The sequence below is a fragment of the Herbaspirillum seropedicae genome, assembly GCF_001040945.1.
Classification (GTDB): Bacteria; Pseudomonadota; Gammaproteobacteria; order Burkholderiales; family Burkholderiaceae_D; genus Herbaspirillum; species Herbaspirillum seropedicae.
In genome coordinates this window covers 404,528-423,304 of record NZ_CP011930.1, presented here as the reverse complement: position 1 = coordinate 423,304, position 18,777 = coordinate 404,528, and the positions used below count along the sequence as shown (strand labels likewise).

The following is an 18,777-nucleotide window of genomic DNA, read 5'->3' as shown; positions in this document are numbered from 1 at the left end:
ACAGCAGCAACACCTCATCAGCAAAGGCAGGCGAGCATGGCTTGGGTAGAAATCGTCATCGAAGTGGCGCGGGAAGAGGCGGAGGCATTGTCCGACGCCCTGATGGAGTCTGGCGCCCTGTCGGTGTCGGTGGAAGATGCGGATGAAGGGACGGACGCCGAGCGTCCGCTCTTCGGCGAACCCGGCATGGAGCCGGAGGAAGCCGCCTGGGATCGCAGCCGCGTGGTAGCGCTGGCCGGCAAGGATGCCGACCACGCCACCATCGTCATGGATGCGGCCAAGGCCATCGGCCTGGACTATGCCCTGCCCTTCTCCACCCGCGTGGTGGAAGAGCAGGACTGGGTGCGTCTGACGCAATCCCAGTTCGAGCCCATCCATATCGGCAAGCGCATCTGGGTGGTGCCGAGCTGGCACGAAGCCCCCGCCGATCCGGACGCGCTGGTGCTGGAGCTGGACCCCGGTCTGGCCTTCGGCACCGGCAGCCATCCCACCACCCGACTGTGCATGGAATGGCTGGAAGCCAATGCTACCGAGGCCGGCACGCTGCTGGACTACGGCTGCGGCTCGGGCATCCTGGCGCTGGTGGCGGCCAAGATCGGCGTGCCCCAGGTGATCGGGGTGGACATCGATCCGCAGGCGCTGGAAGCGGCGCATCACAATACCGAGCGCAATCACTGCACGGCCACCTACTACCTGCCGGAACCCTTTGCCCAGGCGCATCCGGAGGGCGAACGCTTTGACGTGGTGGTCGCCAACATCCTGGCCGGCCCGCTGCAACTGATGGCCCCCATGCTGGCCGGTCGCGTACGCGCGGGCGGTTCGCTGGTGCTGTCCGGCGTGCTGGAACGCCAGGCGCAGGAAGTCATCGCCACCTATGCGCCCTACATCGCGCTCAACGTGTGGGCCGCGCATGAAGGCTGGGTGGCGCTGGCAGGCCGCCTGCCGGAGTAATCGATGGCGTTGGCGACCCAGTGTCCGCACTGCCTGACCATCTTCAGGGTCGTCAGCGACCAGCTCAAACTGCGTGGCGGCCTGGTCCGCTGCGGCAGTTGCCGCCAGGTCTTCAATGGCAATGACTATCTGGTCGAGGCCAGCGTGGCCGACGGCCATTACCAGCCCGCACCGGGCAGCAAGGCCCAGGCCGGCGTGATGACGCCCAGCGCCGCTGCGGCCCCCGCCACGCCAACACCGGCGCCATCGCCGGTTCCCGCCAGCCCGATGGCGACGCGCGGACCCGCGCCACAGCCGTCTGCGCCCGTCCACGCCATCCCCGTTTCCAGCGGCACCGCCCCGGTCAGTGCCGAACCGCCCCCGCCGGTGCAAGTTCCCGCACCGGTTCCTGCAGCCATCCCAGTGATCGCCGAGCCCAAGGTGTTTCGCTCGCCGACCAGTCCCGGCTACATCCCTGACCTGGGCGCACCGCTGAAGTCGCCAGCAGCTGTGGATAAAGACAAGCGGGATGAGGCCGACGCATTGCCTCCCTTCCCCGTCGCCGACGAGATCCCGACAGCACCTGCCGGGGGCGCAGCGTTGTTGCGCCGCTCTTCCAGCACGGACGACGAGATCGTCAGCGCAGCCGATATCGACGCGGCCTTCGGCCCGGCCACGTCGCGCCTGGATGAGGAAGATGTGCATCACCTCCGCGGTCATGAGGACGAACCAGACCAGCTCTCCGCAGCTGACCACAGCGCAGCCGACGACAGCGAAGACGATGCCGAACTGCCCGGCTTCGTCAGGCGTGTCGAACGCCGCGAGCGGGCCGGACGCGTGCTCAAGGTCATCATGATGATCCTGGCCGGCGTGATGGTGCCGGTGCTGCTGCTGCAAGCGCTCTATTACTGGCGCAATCCCCTGGCCGAAGCCCTGCCGCCTGTGCGCCCCATGCTCAACGGCATGTGCGTGGCCCTGCATTGCAGCGTCGGCCTGCCGGCCGAGATTGACCGCCTGTCGCTGGAAGCCAATGAACTGCAGGTCGTGCCGCCCAACCAGAACGTCTATGCGCTGACGGTGGTCATGCGCAATCGCGGTCCCGGCGCACAAGCCTGGCCGCACCTGGAACTCACGCTCAACAATGATGACGAGAAAGCCGTGGTGCGCCGGGTCTTCCGTCCACGCGATTACCTGCCTAACGCCCGCCAGATCGATCGCGGCATCGCGGCCGACAGCGAACAGCAGATCAAGCTGAACTTTGAACTCAAGGATGCCTTGGTCTCGGGCTACCGCGTCTACCTGTTCTATCCCTGAGCCTGCCCTTCCCGTCCGCGCACACCGGACGCATCAAAGCCAGCCTGAACACCGCTTTTCTTCTACAATGCGGCATCAGTCACTTCTTGCGTCCATTCCCATGAGCTCTCTCATCTGCGGTTCCCTCGCCTACGACAACATCATGCAATACGAGGGCCGCTTCGCCGAAGCGCTGCTGGCCGACCAGTTACACAAGGTCAATGTCTCCTTCCTCGTGCCGACCATGCGCCGCGAGTTCGGTGGCTGCGCCGGCAACATCGCTTACAACCTCAAGCTGCTGGGCGGCGACCCGGTCATCATGGCTACCGTGGGACTGGACAGCGCACCGTATCTGGAACGCTTCGCCGAGCTGGGCATTTCCACCCGCTGCGTACGTCAGATCGACAGCTCCTTCACCGCGCAGTGCTTCATCACCACCGACGCCGACAGCAACCAGATCACCGCCTTCCACCCGGGTGCGATGACCTGGTCCCACGAGAACAAGGTCGCCGATGCAGGCCCGGTCAAGTTCGCCATCGTCGCTCCGGATGGCCGTGACGGCATGCTGCAGCACGCGCAGCAGGCGGCCGAGCTGAACATCCCGCTGATCTTCGATCCGGGCCAGGGCATGCCCATGTTCGATGGCGAGGACCTGAAGAACTTCATCGACCTGGCCACCTATGTCGCCGTGAACGACTATGAAGCCGAGCTGCTGACCGCCCGCACCGGCCTGTCGCTGGCGCAGATCGCCGAACGTACCAAGGCCCTGATTGTCACGCGTGGCGAACTGGGTGCTGACATCTTCGAGGGGGGCAAGAAGTTCGACATCCCCTGCGTCCCGGCCGACCGCATCGCCGATCCCACCGGCTGTGGCGATGCCTTCCGTGCGGGCATGCTTTTTGGCCTGACCGAGGGCTATGACTGGGAGACTACCGGTCGCCTGGCCAGCCTGATGGGGTCGCTCAAGATCGCCTCGCAAGGTCCGCAGAATCATGCGCCGTCCAGGGCAGAAATCGAAGAGCGCTTCCACGCGGCCTTTGGCTATCGCTTCGCTTGAGTCTTGCCCCGCTAACGCTGTCCGCTTCAAGGAGACTGATCATGCCGCATCGTTCATCCCTGGTCTTGCCGTCACTGTCCACCTTGCGTGGACTGGCTGTCGGCGCGGCGCTGCTCGGTGCGGTGCTGGCCAGCCCGGCGGCGCCGGCCGCGCTCAAGCCGGGCGAGAAGGCGCCGGAATTCTCGGCGCCGGCCTCGCTGGGCGGGCAGGTGTCGACCTTCACCCTGTCGGAAGCGCTCAAGAAAGGCCCGGTAGTGCTGTACTTCTACCCGGCCGCCTTCACCTCCGGCTGCACCATCGAAGCCCATCTGTTCGCCGAGGCGGTGGACCGCTACAAGGCGCTGGGGGCGACGGTCATCGGCGTGTCGGGCGACAATATCGAGACACTCAACAAGTTCTCCGTCAGCGAATGCCGCAGCAAGTTCGCGGTGGCAGCCGATGTCGACAAGAAGATCATGAAGGCCTATGACGCCCAGTTCCTGAAGGTGACCGGCTACGCCAGCCGCACCTCCTACGTCATCACGCCGGACCATGCCATCCTCTACGAGTACACCGACATGAATCCGGAAAAGCATGTGGAAAACACCATGCAGGCGCTGGAGAAATGGTCGGCTGCGCAGAAGCGCTGATGTGTGGATCGCCCAGGCTGAGCCAGGAAAAAAAAGAGCCGGACGATGAAGTCCGGCTCTTTTGCCATGGCGATGCCGAACAGAGCGTCCGGCCAGCCTGCCCTCACAGCAGGGCGAACAGCAGCGTGCTGATCACGCGCACGGCGATCTGCAGGAGGATCAGCAGCACCAGCGGCGACAGGTCCACGCCGCCCAGCGGCGGGATCACGCGGCGCAGCGGACGCAGCAGCGGCTCATTCAAGGCCCGCACGAAAGGCGCCAGCGGCGCGTAGGGATTGACCCAGCTGAAGATGGCCTCGATGATCAGCGTGGCCATGAAGCCGTAGCAGATCCACTCGACGAAGCGCTCCAGCGAGAGCAGGAAGATGATCTTGAAGTCGAAGCCCGACTGCAATCCAACTGCGGCCACGGTCGCCAGCACCACGATCAGGAAGGCTCCCAACAGGCTGGCCCAGTCATAGGCGCCGCCAGGCAGCACGCGGCGCAACGGTTTGACCAGCCAGTCCGAGAGCTGGTAGACGAACTGACCGACCGACTGCGGCGGACGCACGCGCACCACCTGCATCCAGAAGCGCAAGAGCATGACGCCGGCCAGGATGCTGGCCACGGCATTGACGATCAACATGAAAATACTATGCAGCACAGGGTTCTCCATCAGTGAGAGGCAGCGCACATACTAGAGCGCATTGGCGCAATCGCCAAGCCGTGGATGCGGGTCAAACCCGCTGGTGCCCATATTGTGCCATTGTGCGGCATTGCCAGAGCCATGCCTGCATCAACAAGCGCCGCACGCAGGCGCGCAGGCATAAAAAAACCGCTGCATGGCATAAAGCCACACAGCGGCATTTTCGCCTGAACGAATCAGACTAGGCGCGAACCGTGATTACGGACGGTTGTTGCCAGTCGGGAACGGCCATGCGGCTGCCGGGTTCAGCACGGTCTTGGCGGCCGGTGCTGCAGCGACTGCCGGCTTGGCAGCTGCCTTCTTCGGTGCTGCGGCCTTCTTGACGGCGGGCTTCTTGGCGGCGGCGGCCTTGGGGGCTGCTGCAGCCTTGGGAGCGGCGGCCTTGGGAGCAGCGACCTTCTTGGCGGCGGCCTTGGGAGCGGCAACCTTCTTGGCGGCGACCTTGGGAGCAGCAACCTTCTTGGCAGCGGCCTTGGGAGCTGCAACCTTCTTGGCGGCGGCAGCCTTGGGAGCAGCGACCTTCTTGGCAGCGGCCTTGGGAGCTGCAGCCTTCTTGGCGGCGACCGGCTTCTTGGCGGCGACTGCCTTCTTCGGTGCTGCTGCCTTCTTGGCGGCGACCGGCTTCTTGGCAGCGACAGCCTTCTTCGGTGCTGCTGCCTTCTTGGCGGCGACCGGCTTCTTGGCGGCGACTGCCTTCTTCGGTGCTGCTGCCTTCTTGGCGGCGACCGGCTTCTTGGCGGCGACTGCCTTCTTCGGTGCTGCTGCCTTCTTGGCGGCGACCGGCTTCTTGGCAGCGACTGCCTTCTTCGGTGCTGCTGCCTTCTTGGCGGCTGCCGGCTTGGCGGCGGCCTTGGTTGCCACAGCCTTCTTCGGAGCAGCGGCCTTCTTCGGCGCTGCAGCCTTCTTGGCGGCTGCCGGCTTGACGGCGGCCTTGGCCACGGTCTTCTTGGCAGTAGCCGCGACGACCTTCTTGGTGGTTTCCTTGGCGGCTGCCGCCTTCTTTGCCGCCGGCTTCTTGGCCGCGGTCTTCTTTGCTGCTGTTGCCATTTTGTTTCTCCTTCTTCACGTGAATGGAAAAAATCAAGCTTGATATAAGCAACCCGCACGCGACATCGCGATGACGCGGGCGAGCTATTCATCGGCACAAGCAGCCTGTCGCTTGCGCTAATGAATTCGGCACCAGCTGAACTGCTGCATCCCCTCACCTATGCAGCGCTTCAGCTATCTTGGCGACGCCCCTCCGGTAGTGCCCGCGCAATGGCGCAGGAAGACTTCGACTACGGGAGCAGGCGCGACACCAAAAAAAACGCCAGCGTGTTCAAACGCTAGCGTCGGAATCGCGTTCCTGAAAAACCTCGGTGTTTTTCAAAGGAAAAGCCGCCTGACCCGACAAGATGGGGTTAAGCGGCGATAACAGAGAAGATTGATTCGGTCTCTGACTGTTCATTAATGTGGCGTAGGCCTTTTCCGTTTCAGCAGTCGGGCATCTTGCAAGCTACCCGACCACTGTTGTGCATCACGTCTCGATGAAGAGTGCTTCGAGACTGCACATCATTCCCAACTCAGTGCGCCCCCGGTTTGGTATTCGATGACACGGGTCTCAAAGAAGTTGCGCTCCTTCTTCAAGTCGATCATCTCGCTCATCCACGGGAACGGATTTTCTTCTTGTGCGAACAGCGGGTCCAATCCGATTTGCTGTGCGCGGCGATTCGCGATGAATCGCAGGTAGCTCTTGAACATCGGTGCGTTCAACCCGAGCACGCCTCGCGGCATTGTATCCTCTGCGTAACGATATTCCAACTCCACAGCGCGTAAAAACAACGATTTGATCTCCTCGCGGAATTCAGGAGTCCACAGATGCGGGTTCTCCATCTTCACGGTGTTGATCAGGTCGATGCCGAAGTTGCAGTGCATCGATTCGTCACGCAGGATGTACTGGTACTGCTCGGCCGCGCCCATCATCTTGTTCTGGCGACCCAGCGCCAGGATCTGCGTGAAGCCGACGTAGAAGAACAGACCTTCCATGATGCAGGCGAAGACGATGAGCGACTTCAACAGCTTCTGGTCATTCTCCATCGTGCCGGTCTTGAACTCAGGATCGGTCAGCGTATCGATGAAGGGAATGAGGAACTCGTCCTTGTCGCGGATCGATGCGACCTCGTGATAGGCGTTGAAGATCTCGGCTTCATCCAGGCCCAGCGATTCGACGATGTACTGGTAGGCGTGGGTGTGGATCGCTTCTTCGAAGGCCTGGCGCAGCAGGTACTGACGGCACTCGGGGGCGGTGATGTGGCGATAGGTGCCCAACACGATGTTGTTGGCCGCCAGCGAGTCGGCGGTGACGAAGAAGCCCAGGTTGCGCTTGACCAGACGACGCTCGTCTTCGGTCAGGCCATTGGGGTTCTTCCACAGCTCGATGTCGCGCTGCATGTTGATCTCTTGCGGCATCCAGTGGTTGGCGCAGCCGGCCAGGTACTTGTCCCAGGCCCACTTGTACTTGAAGGGCACCAGCTGGTTGACGTCGGTGTGGCCGTTGATGATGCGCTTGTCGGCGGCATTGACGCGGCGGGTGGTGTCGACCTGCTCGCTGTTGCCGGCCATCAGCGCCGGATTCAGCGCGGCGTTGGATTGGCCGAAGGCCGGTTGCAGTTGCGGCTGCAGGTTAGGAGTGCGCGGCGCCTGGGCCGGCTGCTTGGCTTCATCATCCCAAGAAAGCATCTGTGGTTCCTCTTTACTTTATCGGTCGCTGCCGGCGGGTCGGATGACCGTGGCGCGGCGGGTGTCTATCAGGTGACAACGGCGCATCCGGTGAAGTTCACCGCGATGCGCCGGCTAGGGTGGGCAGGACGTTGACAGTGTAGCTGCCGTCATCTCGGATGACCTTGATCATCCTCATCAGCAGGCCGTCTCGACCCTGCCCGGATTACTTACATTTACTGGCAGGCCTCGCACTCTTCGAAACCGGCATCGCCTGGACGCATGGTGCAGACCGGACCGTCGGCTTCGATCGCCGCGCCCGGGTTCGGCATCACGTAGGCCGCCGAAGCAGTGGCAGCCGAAGCGATCGGGGCGGCCGGCACGGCCGTACCGGAAGCCGAGGCCATGGCGCCAGCGCCGCCGTCAACAGCCACGGCGTTCAAGGCACCCGCACGGGAAGTGGACTTCTCGGTGTGGGTGGCGCCGATGGTGCGCAGGTAGTAGGTGGTCTTCAGACCGCGCAGCCAGGCCAGCTTGTAGGTCTCATCCAGACGCTTGCCGGAAGCGCCGGCCATGTAGATGTTGAGCGACTGAGCCTGGTCGATCCACTTCTGGCGACGCGAGGCGGCTTCCACCAGCCAGGACGGATCCACTTCGAAGGCGGTGGCGTAGATGTCGCGCAGGTCTTGCGGGATGCGGTCGATCTTGGCCAGGCTGCCATCGAAATACTTGAGGTCGGCAACCATGACTTCGTCCCACAGGCCACGGGCCTTCAGGTCGCGCACCAGGTACTCGTTGATCTCGGTGAATTCGCCCGACAGGTTCGACTTCACGTACAGGTTCTGGTAGGTCGGCTCGATGCAAGCGGACACGCCGATGATGTTGGAGATGGTCGCCGTCGGGGCGATGGCCACGCAGTTCGAGTTGCGCATGCCGTGTTCGGCGATGCGTGCGCGCAGGGCGGCCCAGTCCAGGGTCTCGGTGCTGTCGGTTTCCAGGTAGCCGCCGCGTTCTTGCGCCAGCAGCTTCAGGGAATCCTGCGGCAGGATGCCGCGATCCCACAGCGAACCGCGGTAGGAAGCGTAACGGCCGCGCTCTTCAGCCAGTTCGGTCGAGGCCATGTAGGCGTAGTAGCAGACGGCTTCCATGGAGCGGTCGGCGAATTCGACGGCGTCCATCGAGGCGTACGGCACGCGCTTGATGTGCAGGCAGTCCTGGAAGCCCATGATGCCCATGCCCACCGGACGGTGACGCAGGTTGGAGTCACGGGCCTTCTTGACGGCGTAGTAGTTGATGTCGATGACGTTGTCCAGCATGCGCATGGCGGTGCGGATGGTCTTTTGCAGCTTGGCATGGTCCAGCTCGCCATTGACCAGGTGCGCCGGCAGGTTCACCGAACCCAGGTTGCAGACGGCGATTTCACTGTCGTTGGTGTTCAGGGTGATCTCGGTGCACAGGTTGGAGCTGTGGACCACGCCCACGTGCTGCTGGGGCGAACGGATGTTGCAGGGATCCTTGAAGGTGATCCACGGGTGGCCGGTTTCGAAGAGCATCGACAGCATCTTGCGCCAGAGGTCGTTGGCTTGCACCTTCTTGAAGAGCTTCAGCTCGCCGCGGGCGGCCTTGGCTTCATAGGCGGTGTAGGCTTCTTCGAAGGCGCGGCCGAACTTGTCGTGCAGGTCCGGGGTGTCGGACGGCGAGAACAGGGTCCACTCGCCCTTTTCCATCACGCGCTTCATGAACAGGTCGGGAATCCAGTTCGCGGTGTTCATGTCGTGGGTGCGGCGGCGGTCGTCGCCGGTGTTCTTGCGCAGTTCGAGGAATTCCTCGATGTCCATGTGCCAGGTTTCCAGGTAGGCGCACACCGCGCCCTTGCGCTTGCCGCCCTGGTTGACCGCCACGGCGGTGTCGTTGACCACCTTCAGGAAGGGAACCACGCCTTGCGACTTGCCATTGGTGCCCTTGATGTGGGCGCCCAGGGCGCGCACCGGGGTCCAGTCATTGCCCAGGCCGCCGGCGAACTTGGCCAGCAGGGCGTTTTCCTTGATGGCTTCGTAGATGCCGTCGAGGTCGTCGGCCACCGTGGTCAGGTAGCAGGAGGACAGCTGCGAACGCTGGGTGCCCGAGTTGAACAGGGTCGGGGTCGAGCTCATGAAGTCGAAGGACGACAGCAGGTCATAGAACTCGATGGCGCGGGTTTCGCGGTCGATTTCGTTCAATGCCAGGCCCATGGCCACGCGCATGTAGAACGCCTGCGGCATTTCGATGCGGGTGCCGCCGATGTGCAGGAAGTAGCGGTCATACAGGGTCTGCAGGCCGATATAGCCGAACTGCAGGTCGCGCTCGGGCTTGAGGGCGGCGGCCAGCTTGGCCAGGTCGAACTGGGCCAGCTTGGTGTCGAGCAGCTCGGCTTCGATACCCTTCTTGACGTATTGCGGGAAGTATTCCAGGTACTCGGCCGGTGCATCGGCCTGGGCCACTTCCTTGCCGAACACTTCCTTGCGGATGGTGTGCATCAGCAGGCGCGAGGTCACCTGGCTGTAGGCCGGGTCCTTTTCCATCAGCGCGCGGGCAGCCAGGATGGCGGACTTGTACAGCTCTTCGACGGGCACGCCGTCGTACAGGTTCTTGACGGTCTCGGCCAGGATGGCTTCGCCGTCGACGTGCTCTTCCAGGCCGACGCAGGCGGCGGCGATCAGGGAGCGCACTTCATTGATGTCCAGCGGACGGCTCTGGCCGTCTTCGGTCACGTGCAGCTGCGGTGCGACCACTTCGGTCTTGGTGGCGGCGCCTTGCTGGGCGCGCTCTTCCATGCGCTTGGCGCGGTAGAGCACGTAGGCGCGCGCCACGTCATGCTCGCCCGAACGCATCAGGGCCAGCTCGACCTGGTCCTGGATGTCTTCGATGTGGAAAGTTCCGCCGGTGGGCTGGCGGCGCACCAGCGCCGAGACCACGTTGGTGGTCAGTTGCTCGACCATCTCGCGCACGCGCGCCGAAGCCGCACCCTGGCCGCCGTTGACGGCCAGGAAGGCCTTGGTCACGGCGATGGAAATCTTGGAGGGTTCGAAACCGACCACGGCGCCATTGCGGCGGATGATGCGGTATTCGCCCAGGCCAGCGGTCTGGGAAGCAACGGCCTGGCTTTCAGCGGAGCCTTCCAGCTCGGCGGAAACGCCATAGGCGGCAGGAGATTTGACGGAAATTTCTTGGGTTGAGCGCACTTAGCCTCCTAGATACATGAGTGGAGCAACCGACACGGTGACTCCAGTTGCTAAATCAGAATCCCGAACTACACGGGATTGGCGAACGACGACTGCGTCCCACGATGACTATCCCTTGCATGGATATTCATGCTGACGCAAAAACTGCTTGAAACTGATGAGCGAAACGACGGAATAAGAAGGGAGAACCGGGGCGCTTTCGTACTTGTTGCTTGGTACTTGGTGACTGCCTCGCGGGATCTTGCGCCTTCTGAAGCACTGCCAGCCGGGCCATCTGTGGATGAAGACCCGTGTACAAAAATAAGTTCACCTGGACACTACATCTAGTATCAAAACATCGATTGGGACTAATTCTAGTGGCGGGTTAGGGAGGATGCAACCGCTATTTCGAGAATTTTTCTGCCCCTCACGCTTGACTTTTGTGAAGGCCAGAAGGGAAGCGCAATTGCGCCGGGTTAACAATTTTCATCATTTCTTCGCGATAGCGCTGCCAGTCGAAGAAGGGGCCGGGATCGGTCTTGCGCAGCGGGGCGATGTGTTCGTGACCGGCCACGGCGCTCAGCCCGTAGCGGCTGACCAGGGCCTGGGACAAACCCAGCAGGGCGTCGTACTGGGCGGGGGTGAAGGGCGTGAAGTCGGTTCCCTCCAGCTCGATGCCGATGGAAAAGTCATTGCACCGCTCCCGCCCTTCGAAGCTGGACACGCCGGCATGCCAGGCGCGGCGATGGGCGGGGACGAACTGTACCACCTCGCCATCACGGCGGATCAGGAAATGCGCCGACACCCGCAAGGGACGCAACTGGTCGAAATAGGGGTGGGCGTCGAAGTCGAGCCGGTTGCAGAACAGGTCTGCTATATAAGAGCCGCCGAATTCACCGGGCGGCAGGCTGATGTTGTGGATCACCAGCAATTGGCTCACCACGCCCTCGGGCCGGTCGTCGCAATTGGGGGAAGGCTCGCGGCGGGCGCCCTGGCACCAGCCCTCACCATCGATGCTCCAGGCGGCGGGATCAGTCACGGCGGCAGTCATGGTTCAGAAGGAGGCCAGGCGGCGATGCTCTTCCGAGCAGTACAGGGCGCCCGAGGCATGCACCACCGCTTCGGAGACCGGGAAGTGGATGCCGCAATGGGCGCATTGCACCATGGTCTCGGCGCCCGGTTCGGCGCTGCGCCGCGTACCGCCCGCCTTGGGCCGGGGGATACCGGACTCCGGGCGCGCATCGGCGGCGGCGTCATTGCCGGCCAGCATGGATTTCTTGGCGCGCTGGAACCACACCACCACGGCCAGCAGCACGACCAGCCAGATCAGATATTTCATGTCAGAACCCGATGCAGCACGACTTCAAGCACGAACCGGCTGCCCACATAAGCCAATAAAAGGATGGCGAAGCCGGCCAGCGTGAAGCTGAGCGCAGTACGCCCCCGCCATCCCTGCCAGCGGCGGCCGGCCAGGAGCAGGCCGAACAGCAGCCAGGACAGCATGGTGAAGATGGTCTTGTGGTCCCACTTCAACGGCGTCCCGAACAACTGCTCGGAAAAGACCACGCCCGAGAGCACCGTCAGCGTCAACAGAGTGAAGCCGAAGGCGATCAGGCGGAACAGCAGTTTTTCCATCGTCAGCAGCGCTGGCAGCCGATCCAGCGCCAGGCCGAACCAGCCGGACTGGGTCGCCAGGCCCGGGCGGGTATGCAGGCGCGACTCCTGCAGCACCATCAGCACCGCATGGAAGGCGGCGATGGTCAGGGTGCTGTAGGCGAGGATGGAGATGGCGATGTGCGCCAGGAACCAGTCGGACTTGCCGGTCAGCGCCACCATATTGCCGGGGAAGATGCTGGGCAGCACCACCGCCAGCGCCGCCACCGGCAGCACCAGTACGCGCATGCTATCGAGCGAGAAATTGCGATTTTCCAGCCAGTAGGCCGCCACCGAGATCCACAGCGTGGAGGACAACATCACCGCAAAGCCCACCCGCAGCGCGTCCGGAGCGAACATGTCCGAGAGCAGCGCGCCGCCATGCAGCACCCAGCCGGCCACGATGCCCAGCGAGATCGGCATGCGCCGCTGCGAAGGCATGAAGGCGCAGGCCAGGTAGAGCAGCGCAGCCAGGATGAAAAAATAAGTTTGCATCGCCCAAGTTTACACTATCTCGGCCCGTCGCCCGCTTGGAGAGGGTCAGTAGGCGCTGCGATCATCGCGCCACAATGCGACACGGCAGGACTTGCCTGCCGTGTCGGGGCGCTACCCTATAGCCTTTGCCGCCTCAGTCCACCGCCGCCGCCTTCATCTCGGCGTTGTGATGGCGTTGCTGCTCTTCCATCACCAGTTGGCCCAGTTCCCGCTTCAAGGCATTGAACTCGGGATCGGCCGGGTCACGCAGGCGCGGCAGGTTGACCAGCATGTCGCGCTTGACCGTACCGGGCCGGTAGGTCATCACCACGATGCGGTCGGCCAGGTAGATCGCCTCCTCGATGCTGTGGGTGACGAAGACGATGGTCTTCCTGAACTCGTCCCAGATGCGCAGCAGCTCATCCTGGAGGTTGCGGCGGGTAAGCGCATCGAGGGCGCCGAAGGGTTCGTCCATCAGCATGATGGGCGAATCCAGCGCCAGCACCCGAGCGATGGCCACACGCTGGCGCATGCCGCCCGAGAGGTCCTTGGGGAAACGGGTGCGGAAGTCGATCAGGCCCAGCTTGTCCAGCAGTTGCGTGACGCGCTGGTGGATCTCGGCCTTGGGCGTTCCCTTGATCTCCAGGCCGAAGGCCACGTTCTGCTCCACCGTCATCCAGGGGAACAGCGCATATTCCTGGAACACCATGCCGCGATCCGGCCCCGGCTCGCTGACCACCTTGTCGTCAGTGAGGATCTGCCCGGACGAGGGCAGCGCAAACCCGGCGATGGCGTTCAAGAGCGTCGACTTGCCGCAGCCGGAGGGACCGAGCAGGCAGACGAACTGGCCATCGGGGATATCGAGGTTGATGTCCTTGAGCGCCACGACTTCGCGGTCATCGGTCTTGAAGACCTTGTGGACGCCCTGTATACGTATGCGGGGGGAAGCATTTGTCTGGTTCATGTCAGTTCTCCAGCCCGCGATGCCAGCGCAGCATGTAATTGTTGAGGCGGCTCATGCCCAGGTCGATGGCCAGTCCCAGGAGGCCGATGGTGATCATGCCGGCGATGATCTTGTCGGACCAGAAATACTCGCGCGCCTCCATGATGCGGAAGCCCAGCCCATTGCTCACCGCGATCATCTCGGCCACGATCACCACGATGAAGGCCGTGCCGATGCCGATACGCACCCCCGAGAGGATGTAGGGAACGGCCGCCGGCAGCATCACCCGCAAGAACAGCGTGGACTGGCTCGCGCCCAGGTTGCGGGCGGCGCGCAGGTAGATGCTGTCGACCTGGCGCACCCCGGCGATGGTATTCATCAGCACCGGGAAGAACGCCCCCAGCGAGATCAGGAACAGCGCCGGCGGATTGCCCAGCCCGAACCAGAGGATGGCCAGCGGGATATAGGCGATCGGCGGGATCGGCCGGATCACCTGGACGGTGAGATTCATCAGCCCGTAGATACGCTGGCTCGACCCCATCAGCAAGCCCAGCGGCAAGGCCAGGCCCGCGCCGATCAGGAACCCGGCCACTACCCGGTAGAGGCTGCCGATGGCGTCCATCACCAGCTCGCCCGAAAAGGCCCAGGCCAGCCAGCTGCCCGCCTCAGGGTCATAGGGTTTGAGCGGGGTGGCGTATTCCACCCATTTCCTGAGCACCGCCCAGGGCGAGGGCAGGATCTGCGGATTGATCCAGCCGGCCCGTGACGCCCCCTCCCACAGGGCGATCACGATGATCGGCACCAGCAGCCCCTGCAGGAAGCTGCCCTTGTTCTTCTTTGCCATGCGAGATTCCCCCCTGGGCTTACTTCAGGTTCATGCTCTTCTTGGCCTGCTCCAGCAGATCGGTCTTTACCCAATCCTTGGCCACGGGCGGCTTGGCCATCTTGCCGGTGCCGTACTTGGCCATGGTGTCGGTGGTGATCTGGATGTGCTCGGCCGTGATGTCGTAGGCGTAGGGGGAGTTGCCGATGGCGTCGTAGAAGTCTTCCTTGCTGATCTGGTTCTTGAAGATCACTTCACGCACGTACTTCTCGGCCACTTCCGGCTTGTCGATGAAGGTCTTGGTCGCCTCCAGGAAGCAACGCATGAATTTCTCGGCCAGCGGGCGCTTCTCGTTGTAGAACTTCTCGGTCATCACCATGGTGCGGTAGGGCTCGCCGATGGGGGTGTCGTAGGGTTTCATCACTTCCACGCCGAAGCCCTTGTTGATGGCCTGCGAGGATTGCGGCTCGCTCTGCATCATGGCGTCGATGTTCTTGCCCAGCAGGGCTTGGTTCAGGTCGGCGAAGGCCAGGTAGACGATGGTCACGTCCTTGGCGGAGAGGCCGTTCTGGCCCAGCTCGGCGTCCAGCAGCACTTCGTGGATGCCGCCGCGGGTCACGCCCACCTTCTTGCCCTTGAGGTCCTTGACCGACTTGATGCCGGAATCCTTGCCCGCCACCAGGCGCGCGCCGCCCTTGGCGAAGCCGGCCACCACGTAGATCGGCGCACCGTTGGCGCGACCCGAAATCGCCGCCTCGGAAGCGGTGGTGCCCACGTCCAGCTCACCGGCCAGGATGCCCTGCATCACGTCAGGCCCCTTGGCGAAGACCTTTTCATCGACCTTGATGCCGCACTTGGGCGCGATTTCCTTGATGTAGGAGACCGCACCATAATGGGCGAACTTCAGATTGCCCAGGCGGATCACGTCATCGGCGGCATGGCTGGCAGCCGAGAAGCCGGCGCTTGCCAGCAGGGCCAGGGCGATCAATTTCTTTTGCATTTCCACTCTCCTCTTGTGTGTATCGTTCTTGTTGCGGCAGGCCGACGGCGCGGGTGCAGGGCCGGCTGTCTCGATGGCGTTGGCGACGGCCTCGTGGGCGACGCGCCTTGATTATTATTTGCGCTTGGAAATTCAGCGCCCATGTATACACAAAGAGCGCGGGCTGTACAAGCTGTTAATTTTACGTAGCGTCCCCATCTGAGCCGGGCTGCGCCAACCAGGGCGCGCCGGGGCTGATCGGTTAGAATGCGGGATTGCCCGCCGCCCTGCCCCACCGGGCCAGCCCTGTCCGGCGGCCATCCACTCATTTGCAGATATCACCATGCTAGACAACCTGACCCAACGCCTCGCCAAAGTCGTCAAAACCATGCGCGGCGAGGCGCGACTGACCGAATCGAATACTGCCGAGATGCTGCGCGAAGTGCGCCTGGCCCTGCTGGAGGCCGACGTGGCCCTGCCGGCCGTGCGCGAGTTCATCGCCAAGGTGAAGGAAAAAGCCCTGGGCGAGGAAGTCATCGGCTCACTCACCCCCGGCCAGGCGCTGGTGGGCGTGGTGCAGCGCGAGCTGGCCAGCCTGATGGGCGCCGACCTGGGCCCGGAAGCCTCGCAGCTCAATTTCGCCACCCAGCCCCCGGCCATCATCTTGATGGCCGGCCTGCAAGGCGCCGGTAAAACCACCACCGTCGGCAAGCTGGCCAAGTACCTGCGCGAGACCACCAAGAAGAAGGTGCTGACCGTCTCGGCCGACGTCTACCGCCCGGCCGCCATCGGCCAGCTGGAGACCGTGACCGGCCAGGCCGGCGCCGATTTCTTCCCCAGCCAGGCGACCGACAAGCCGGTCGATATCGCCCTGGCCGCGCTGGACTACGCCAAGAAGCACCACCACGAAGTGCTGATCGTGGACACCGCCGGCCGCCTGGGCATCGACCAGGCCATGATGGATGAGATCCGCGCCGTGCATGCGGCCATCAAGCCCATCGAAACCCTGTTCGTGGTCGACGCCATGCTGGGCCAGGACGCCATCAACACCGCCAAGGCCTTCAGCGACGCCCTGCCGCTGACCGGCGTAGTGCTCACCAAGCTGGACGGCGACTCGCGCGGCGGCGCGGCGCTGTCGGTGCGCCACATCACCGGCAAGCCCATCAAGTTCGCCGGCGTGGCTGAAAAGCTGGATGGCCTGGAAGCCTTCGATCCCTCGCGCATGGCCAACCGCATCCTCGGCATGGGCGACATCCTGGCGCTGGTGGAAGAGGCGCGCAAGGGCGTGGACATGGCCGCAGCCGAAGGCCTGGCCAACAAGATCAAGGGCGGCGGCAAGTTCGACCTCAACGACTTCAAGGCCCAGTTGTCGCAGATGAAGAAGATGGGCGGCCTCACCAGCCTCTTGGACAAGCTGCCGGCGCAGATGCAGGCCGCCGCTGGCAACGCCAACATGGACCAGGCCGAAAAGCAGGTGCGCCGCATGGAAGGCATCATCAATTCCATGACCCCGCAGGAACGCGCCAAGCCCGAACTGATCAAGGCCACCCGCAAGCGCCGCATCGCCGCCGGCGCGGGCGTGCAGGTGCAGGAAGTCAACCGCATGCTGTCCCAGTTCGAGCAGATGCAATCGATGATGAAGAAGCTCAAGGGCGGCGGCATGATGAAGATGATGCGCAACATGAAGGGCATGCTGCCCGGCGGCATGCGCTAGGCCCTTCGCCCGAAAAGCCTTGCCGGTGCTGGCCTTGCGGCCTGCGCCGGATTCTCCGGCGGCAGTCCTGCCGCCACCAGACCCCCTCCTTTTCTCCTTCCTCCCCTGCCTTTTTCCGGGTGCTCCGCCAGGGCCGGATCATGTCCTTCCGTCATCTCTTCAGGCCCCTTGCAAAGGGTCGGCAGACAGGGCTGCGGCGGACCCGGACGATCTGCCGCGATCCCTTTGCTGGCGCGGCTTGAGGCCGGATCGCACAGGCTCGTTGTTTCCTGGTTCTTTCGGGCAGAAATCCACTAAAAAATACTTGCACCGCAGTGCAAACAGCACCACTATTAGCGGTGCGTAAATCGACGCATTCATCTCATTCTTGTGAGGAGTCTTTCAGATGGCCACAGCAAAAAAAGCAGCAGCCGCAGTAAAGAAGCCAGCAGCAAAACCCGCCGCCAAGGCAGCCGCAAAGCCTGCGACGAAGGCGACCGCCAAGGCCGCAGCCCCCAAGGCCGCCGCTAAGGCAGCGCCCAAGGCAGCCGCCAAACCGGCCGCCAAGCCTGCAGCGAAGGCAGCTCCAAAGGCAGCGCCCAAAGCCGCTCCGAAGGCCGCCGCCAAGGCAGCACCCAAGAAAGCCGCAGCCAAGCCAGCAGCCAAGAAGCCCGCCGCCAAGCGCACCCCCAACGCCGCCTTCATGAAGCCGCTGACCCCGTCGGCAGCCCTGGGCGAAGTGGTTGGCGCCAAGCCGCTGCCGCGCACCGAAGTGACCAAGAAGGTGTGGGAATACATCAAGAAGAACAAGCTGCAGAACGCCGAGAACAAGCGCAACATCGATGCGGATGACAAGCTCAAGGCGATCTTCGGTGGCAAGAAGCAAGTCACGATGTTTGAAATGACCAAGCTGATCTCGGCTCACCTGAGCTGATCGACGCCCGCGGTTTGCAAGCGACTTGCAAACAAAAACGCCCGCAGATGTCATGCGGGCGTTTTTGTTTCCAGATGTGTCCGCACGTCTGCAGCGGCCCTGCCGGATCGGCAGGTTTCCTCTTGTCTGACGCCCATTGGCGAGCTTCTCTGATGCCGCGCAAGGCGACGCCTGGTTATCCTGCTTATTCTGATCATTCTGCATGATGTGTCGGCGCTGCCCGTGTACCGATGTACCGACACTCACCTCCCCACCCGTAGAACTGAAGTAAACAGAACTGAACAAGCATCAGCAGGTCTATTACCATGCCATCCAATGATGAGCTTGCGCGCTCATTGCCAAGAGAAAGGAAATGACATGCCCAATTCAACCGCAACCCTGCGTCATCAACTGCTGCGTTCGGCCAGCGCCCTCGTGATCGGCCTGGCGGCCCTGGGCGGCGCTTCGCACGTATTGGCTGCCGGCAAGACGGACAACTCGGATTACCAGCAACAGGTCGCCGCCTGCAAGAATGGCAGTTCCAGCGAAGACCGCGCCACCTGCCTGCGCGAAGCCGGCGCTGCACGACAGGCCGCCAGCCGCGGCAATCTCACCGACCCCGGCGCGGCCCAACTGAAGGAAAACGCCATGAAGCGCTGCGAAGGTCTGCCACAATCGGATCGCATCGACTGCGAGAAGCGCGTCAACGGCGAGGGACGTGTCGAAGGCAGCGTGTCTGAAGGCGGCATCCTGCGCGAGACCGTGACCATCGTTCCGGCCACTGCCAAGTAAGTCAAAGTAAGTATCA

17 protein-coding genes are annotated in these 18,777 nt (G+C 63.1%); 7 read left to right on the top strand and 10 right to left on the bottom strand.

Annotated features, from left to right (window positions below; translation table 11 throughout):
* Window positions 1–36: 36 nt before the first annotated feature.
* From prmA to ACP92_RS01905, 4 genes are all read left to right on the top strand, one after another.
* Entirely contained in the window at window positions 37–951 is a 915-nt protein-coding gene (gene prmA, locus ACP92_RS01920) for a 50S ribosomal protein L11 methyltransferase (RefSeq protein ID WP_013232432.1), read from the top strand.
* A 3-nt stretch (window positions 952–954) separates the two neighbouring features.
* Window positions 955–2,244 (top strand): DUF3426 domain-containing protein, encoded by a 1,290-nt coding sequence (locus tag ACP92_RS01915; protein ID WP_013232431.1) that lies wholly within the window; start codon window positions 955–957, stop codon window positions 2,242–2,244.
* A gap of 100 nt (window positions 2,245–2,344) precedes the next feature.
* On the top strand, window positions 2,345–3,280 hold the full coding sequence (locus tag ACP92_RS01910) for a carbohydrate kinase family protein (protein ID WP_013232430.1): 936 nt from the start codon (window positions 2,345–2,347) through the stop codon (window positions 3,278–3,280).
* 41 nt (window positions 3,281–3,321) lie between these two features.
* Window positions 3,322–3,909, top strand: a complete 588-nt coding sequence (locus ACP92_RS01905) for a peroxiredoxin (RefSeq protein ID WP_013232429.1) — start codon at window positions 3,322–3,324, stop codon at window positions 3,907–3,909.
* Window positions 3,910–4,012: 103 nt separating this feature from the next.
* Here ACP92_RS01905 and ACP92_RS01900 read toward each other — a convergent pair whose 3' ends face one another.
* From ACP92_RS01900 to ACP92_RS01855, 10 genes are all read right to left on the bottom strand, one after another.
* The gene (locus ACP92_RS01900; RefSeq protein WP_013232428.1) at window positions 4,013–4,552 is read right to left on the bottom strand and encodes a YggT family protein; all 540 of its coding nucleotides are present in this window, start codon (window positions 4,550–4,552) and stop codon (window positions 4,013–4,015) included.
* A 240-nt stretch (window positions 4,553–4,792) separates the two neighbouring features.
* Entirely contained in the window at window positions 4,793–5,641 is an 849-nt protein-coding gene (locus ACP92_RS01895) for a hypothetical protein (protein WP_048348485.1), read from the bottom strand.
* 504 nt (window positions 5,642–6,145) lie between these two features.
* Complete coding sequence (locus ACP92_RS01890; RefSeq protein WP_013232426.1) at window positions 6,146–7,312, bottom strand: ribonucleotide-diphosphate reductase subunit beta; 1,167 nt, start codon at window positions 7,310–7,312, stop codon at window positions 6,146–6,148.
* 215 nt (window positions 7,313–7,527) lie between these two features.
* Window positions 7,528–10,512: a ribonucleoside-diphosphate reductase subunit alpha gene (locus ACP92_RS01885; RefSeq protein WP_013232425.1), complete on the bottom strand. Its 2,985-nt coding sequence runs from the start codon at window positions 10,510–10,512 to the stop codon at window positions 7,528–7,530.
* A 406-nt stretch (window positions 10,513–10,918) separates the two neighbouring features.
* The gene (ampD, locus tag ACP92_RS01880; RefSeq protein WP_013232424.1) at window positions 10,919–11,542 is read right to left on the bottom strand and encodes a 1,6-anhydro-N-acetylmuramyl-L-alanine amidase AmpD; all 624 of its coding nucleotides are present in this window, start codon (window positions 11,540–11,542) and stop codon (window positions 10,919–10,921) included.
* 3 nt (window positions 11,543–11,545) lie between these two features.
* A complete protein-coding gene (locus ACP92_RS01875) occupies window positions 11,546–11,830 on the bottom strand; it encodes a PP0621 family protein (RefSeq protein WP_013232423.1) in 285 nt (94 codons plus the stop codon).
* The gene (locus ACP92_RS01870) at window positions 11,827–12,639 is read right to left on the bottom strand and encodes a cytochrome C assembly family protein (RefSeq protein ID WP_013232422.1); all 813 of its coding nucleotides are present in this window, start codon (window positions 12,637–12,639) and stop codon (window positions 11,827–11,829) included. The genes ACP92_RS01875 and ACP92_RS01870 overlap by 4 nt, the downstream gene beginning before the upstream one ends.
* A 133-nt stretch (window positions 12,640–12,772) precedes the next feature.
* The gene (locus tag ACP92_RS01865) at window positions 12,773–13,582 is read right to left on the bottom strand and encodes an ABC transporter ATP-binding protein (RefSeq protein WP_013232421.1); all 810 of its coding nucleotides are present in this window, start codon (window positions 13,580–13,582) and stop codon (window positions 12,773–12,775) included.
* 1 nt (window position 13,583) lies between these two features.
* Window positions 13,584–14,405, bottom strand: a complete 822-nt coding sequence (locus ACP92_RS01860) for an ABC transporter permease (protein ID WP_013232420.1) — start codon at window positions 14,403–14,405, stop codon at window positions 13,584–13,586.
* A 19-nt stretch (window positions 14,406–14,424) separates the two neighbouring features.
* Entirely contained in the window at window positions 14,425–15,384 is a 960-nt protein-coding gene (locus tag ACP92_RS01855) for an ABC transporter substrate-binding protein (protein ID WP_013232419.1), read from the bottom strand.
* Window positions 15,385–15,706: 322 nt separating this feature from the next.
* Here ACP92_RS01855 and ffh point away from each other — a divergent pair, with 322 nt between their 5' ends.
* The 3 genes from ffh (at window position 15,707) to ACP92_RS01835 (ending at window position 18,761) form a co-directional block, all read left to right on the top strand.
* Window positions 15,707–17,077, top strand: a complete 1,371-nt coding sequence (gene ffh, locus ACP92_RS01850) for a signal recognition particle protein (RefSeq protein ID WP_013232418.1) — start codon at window positions 15,707–15,709, stop codon at window positions 17,075–17,077.
* 385 nt (window positions 17,078–17,462) lie between these two features.
* The gene (locus ACP92_RS24130; RefSeq protein WP_013232417.1) at window positions 17,463–17,990 is read left to right on the top strand and encodes an SWIB/MDM2 domain-containing protein; all 528 of its coding nucleotides are present in this window, start codon (window positions 17,463–17,465) and stop codon (window positions 17,988–17,990) included.
* 357 nt (window positions 17,991–18,347) lie between these two features.
* Window positions 18,348–18,761, top strand: coding sequence for a hypothetical protein (locus tag ACP92_RS01835; RefSeq protein WP_013232416.1), 414 nt, complete (start codon window positions 18,348–18,350; stop codon window positions 18,759–18,761).
* Window positions 18,762–18,777 lie beyond the last annotated feature (16 nt).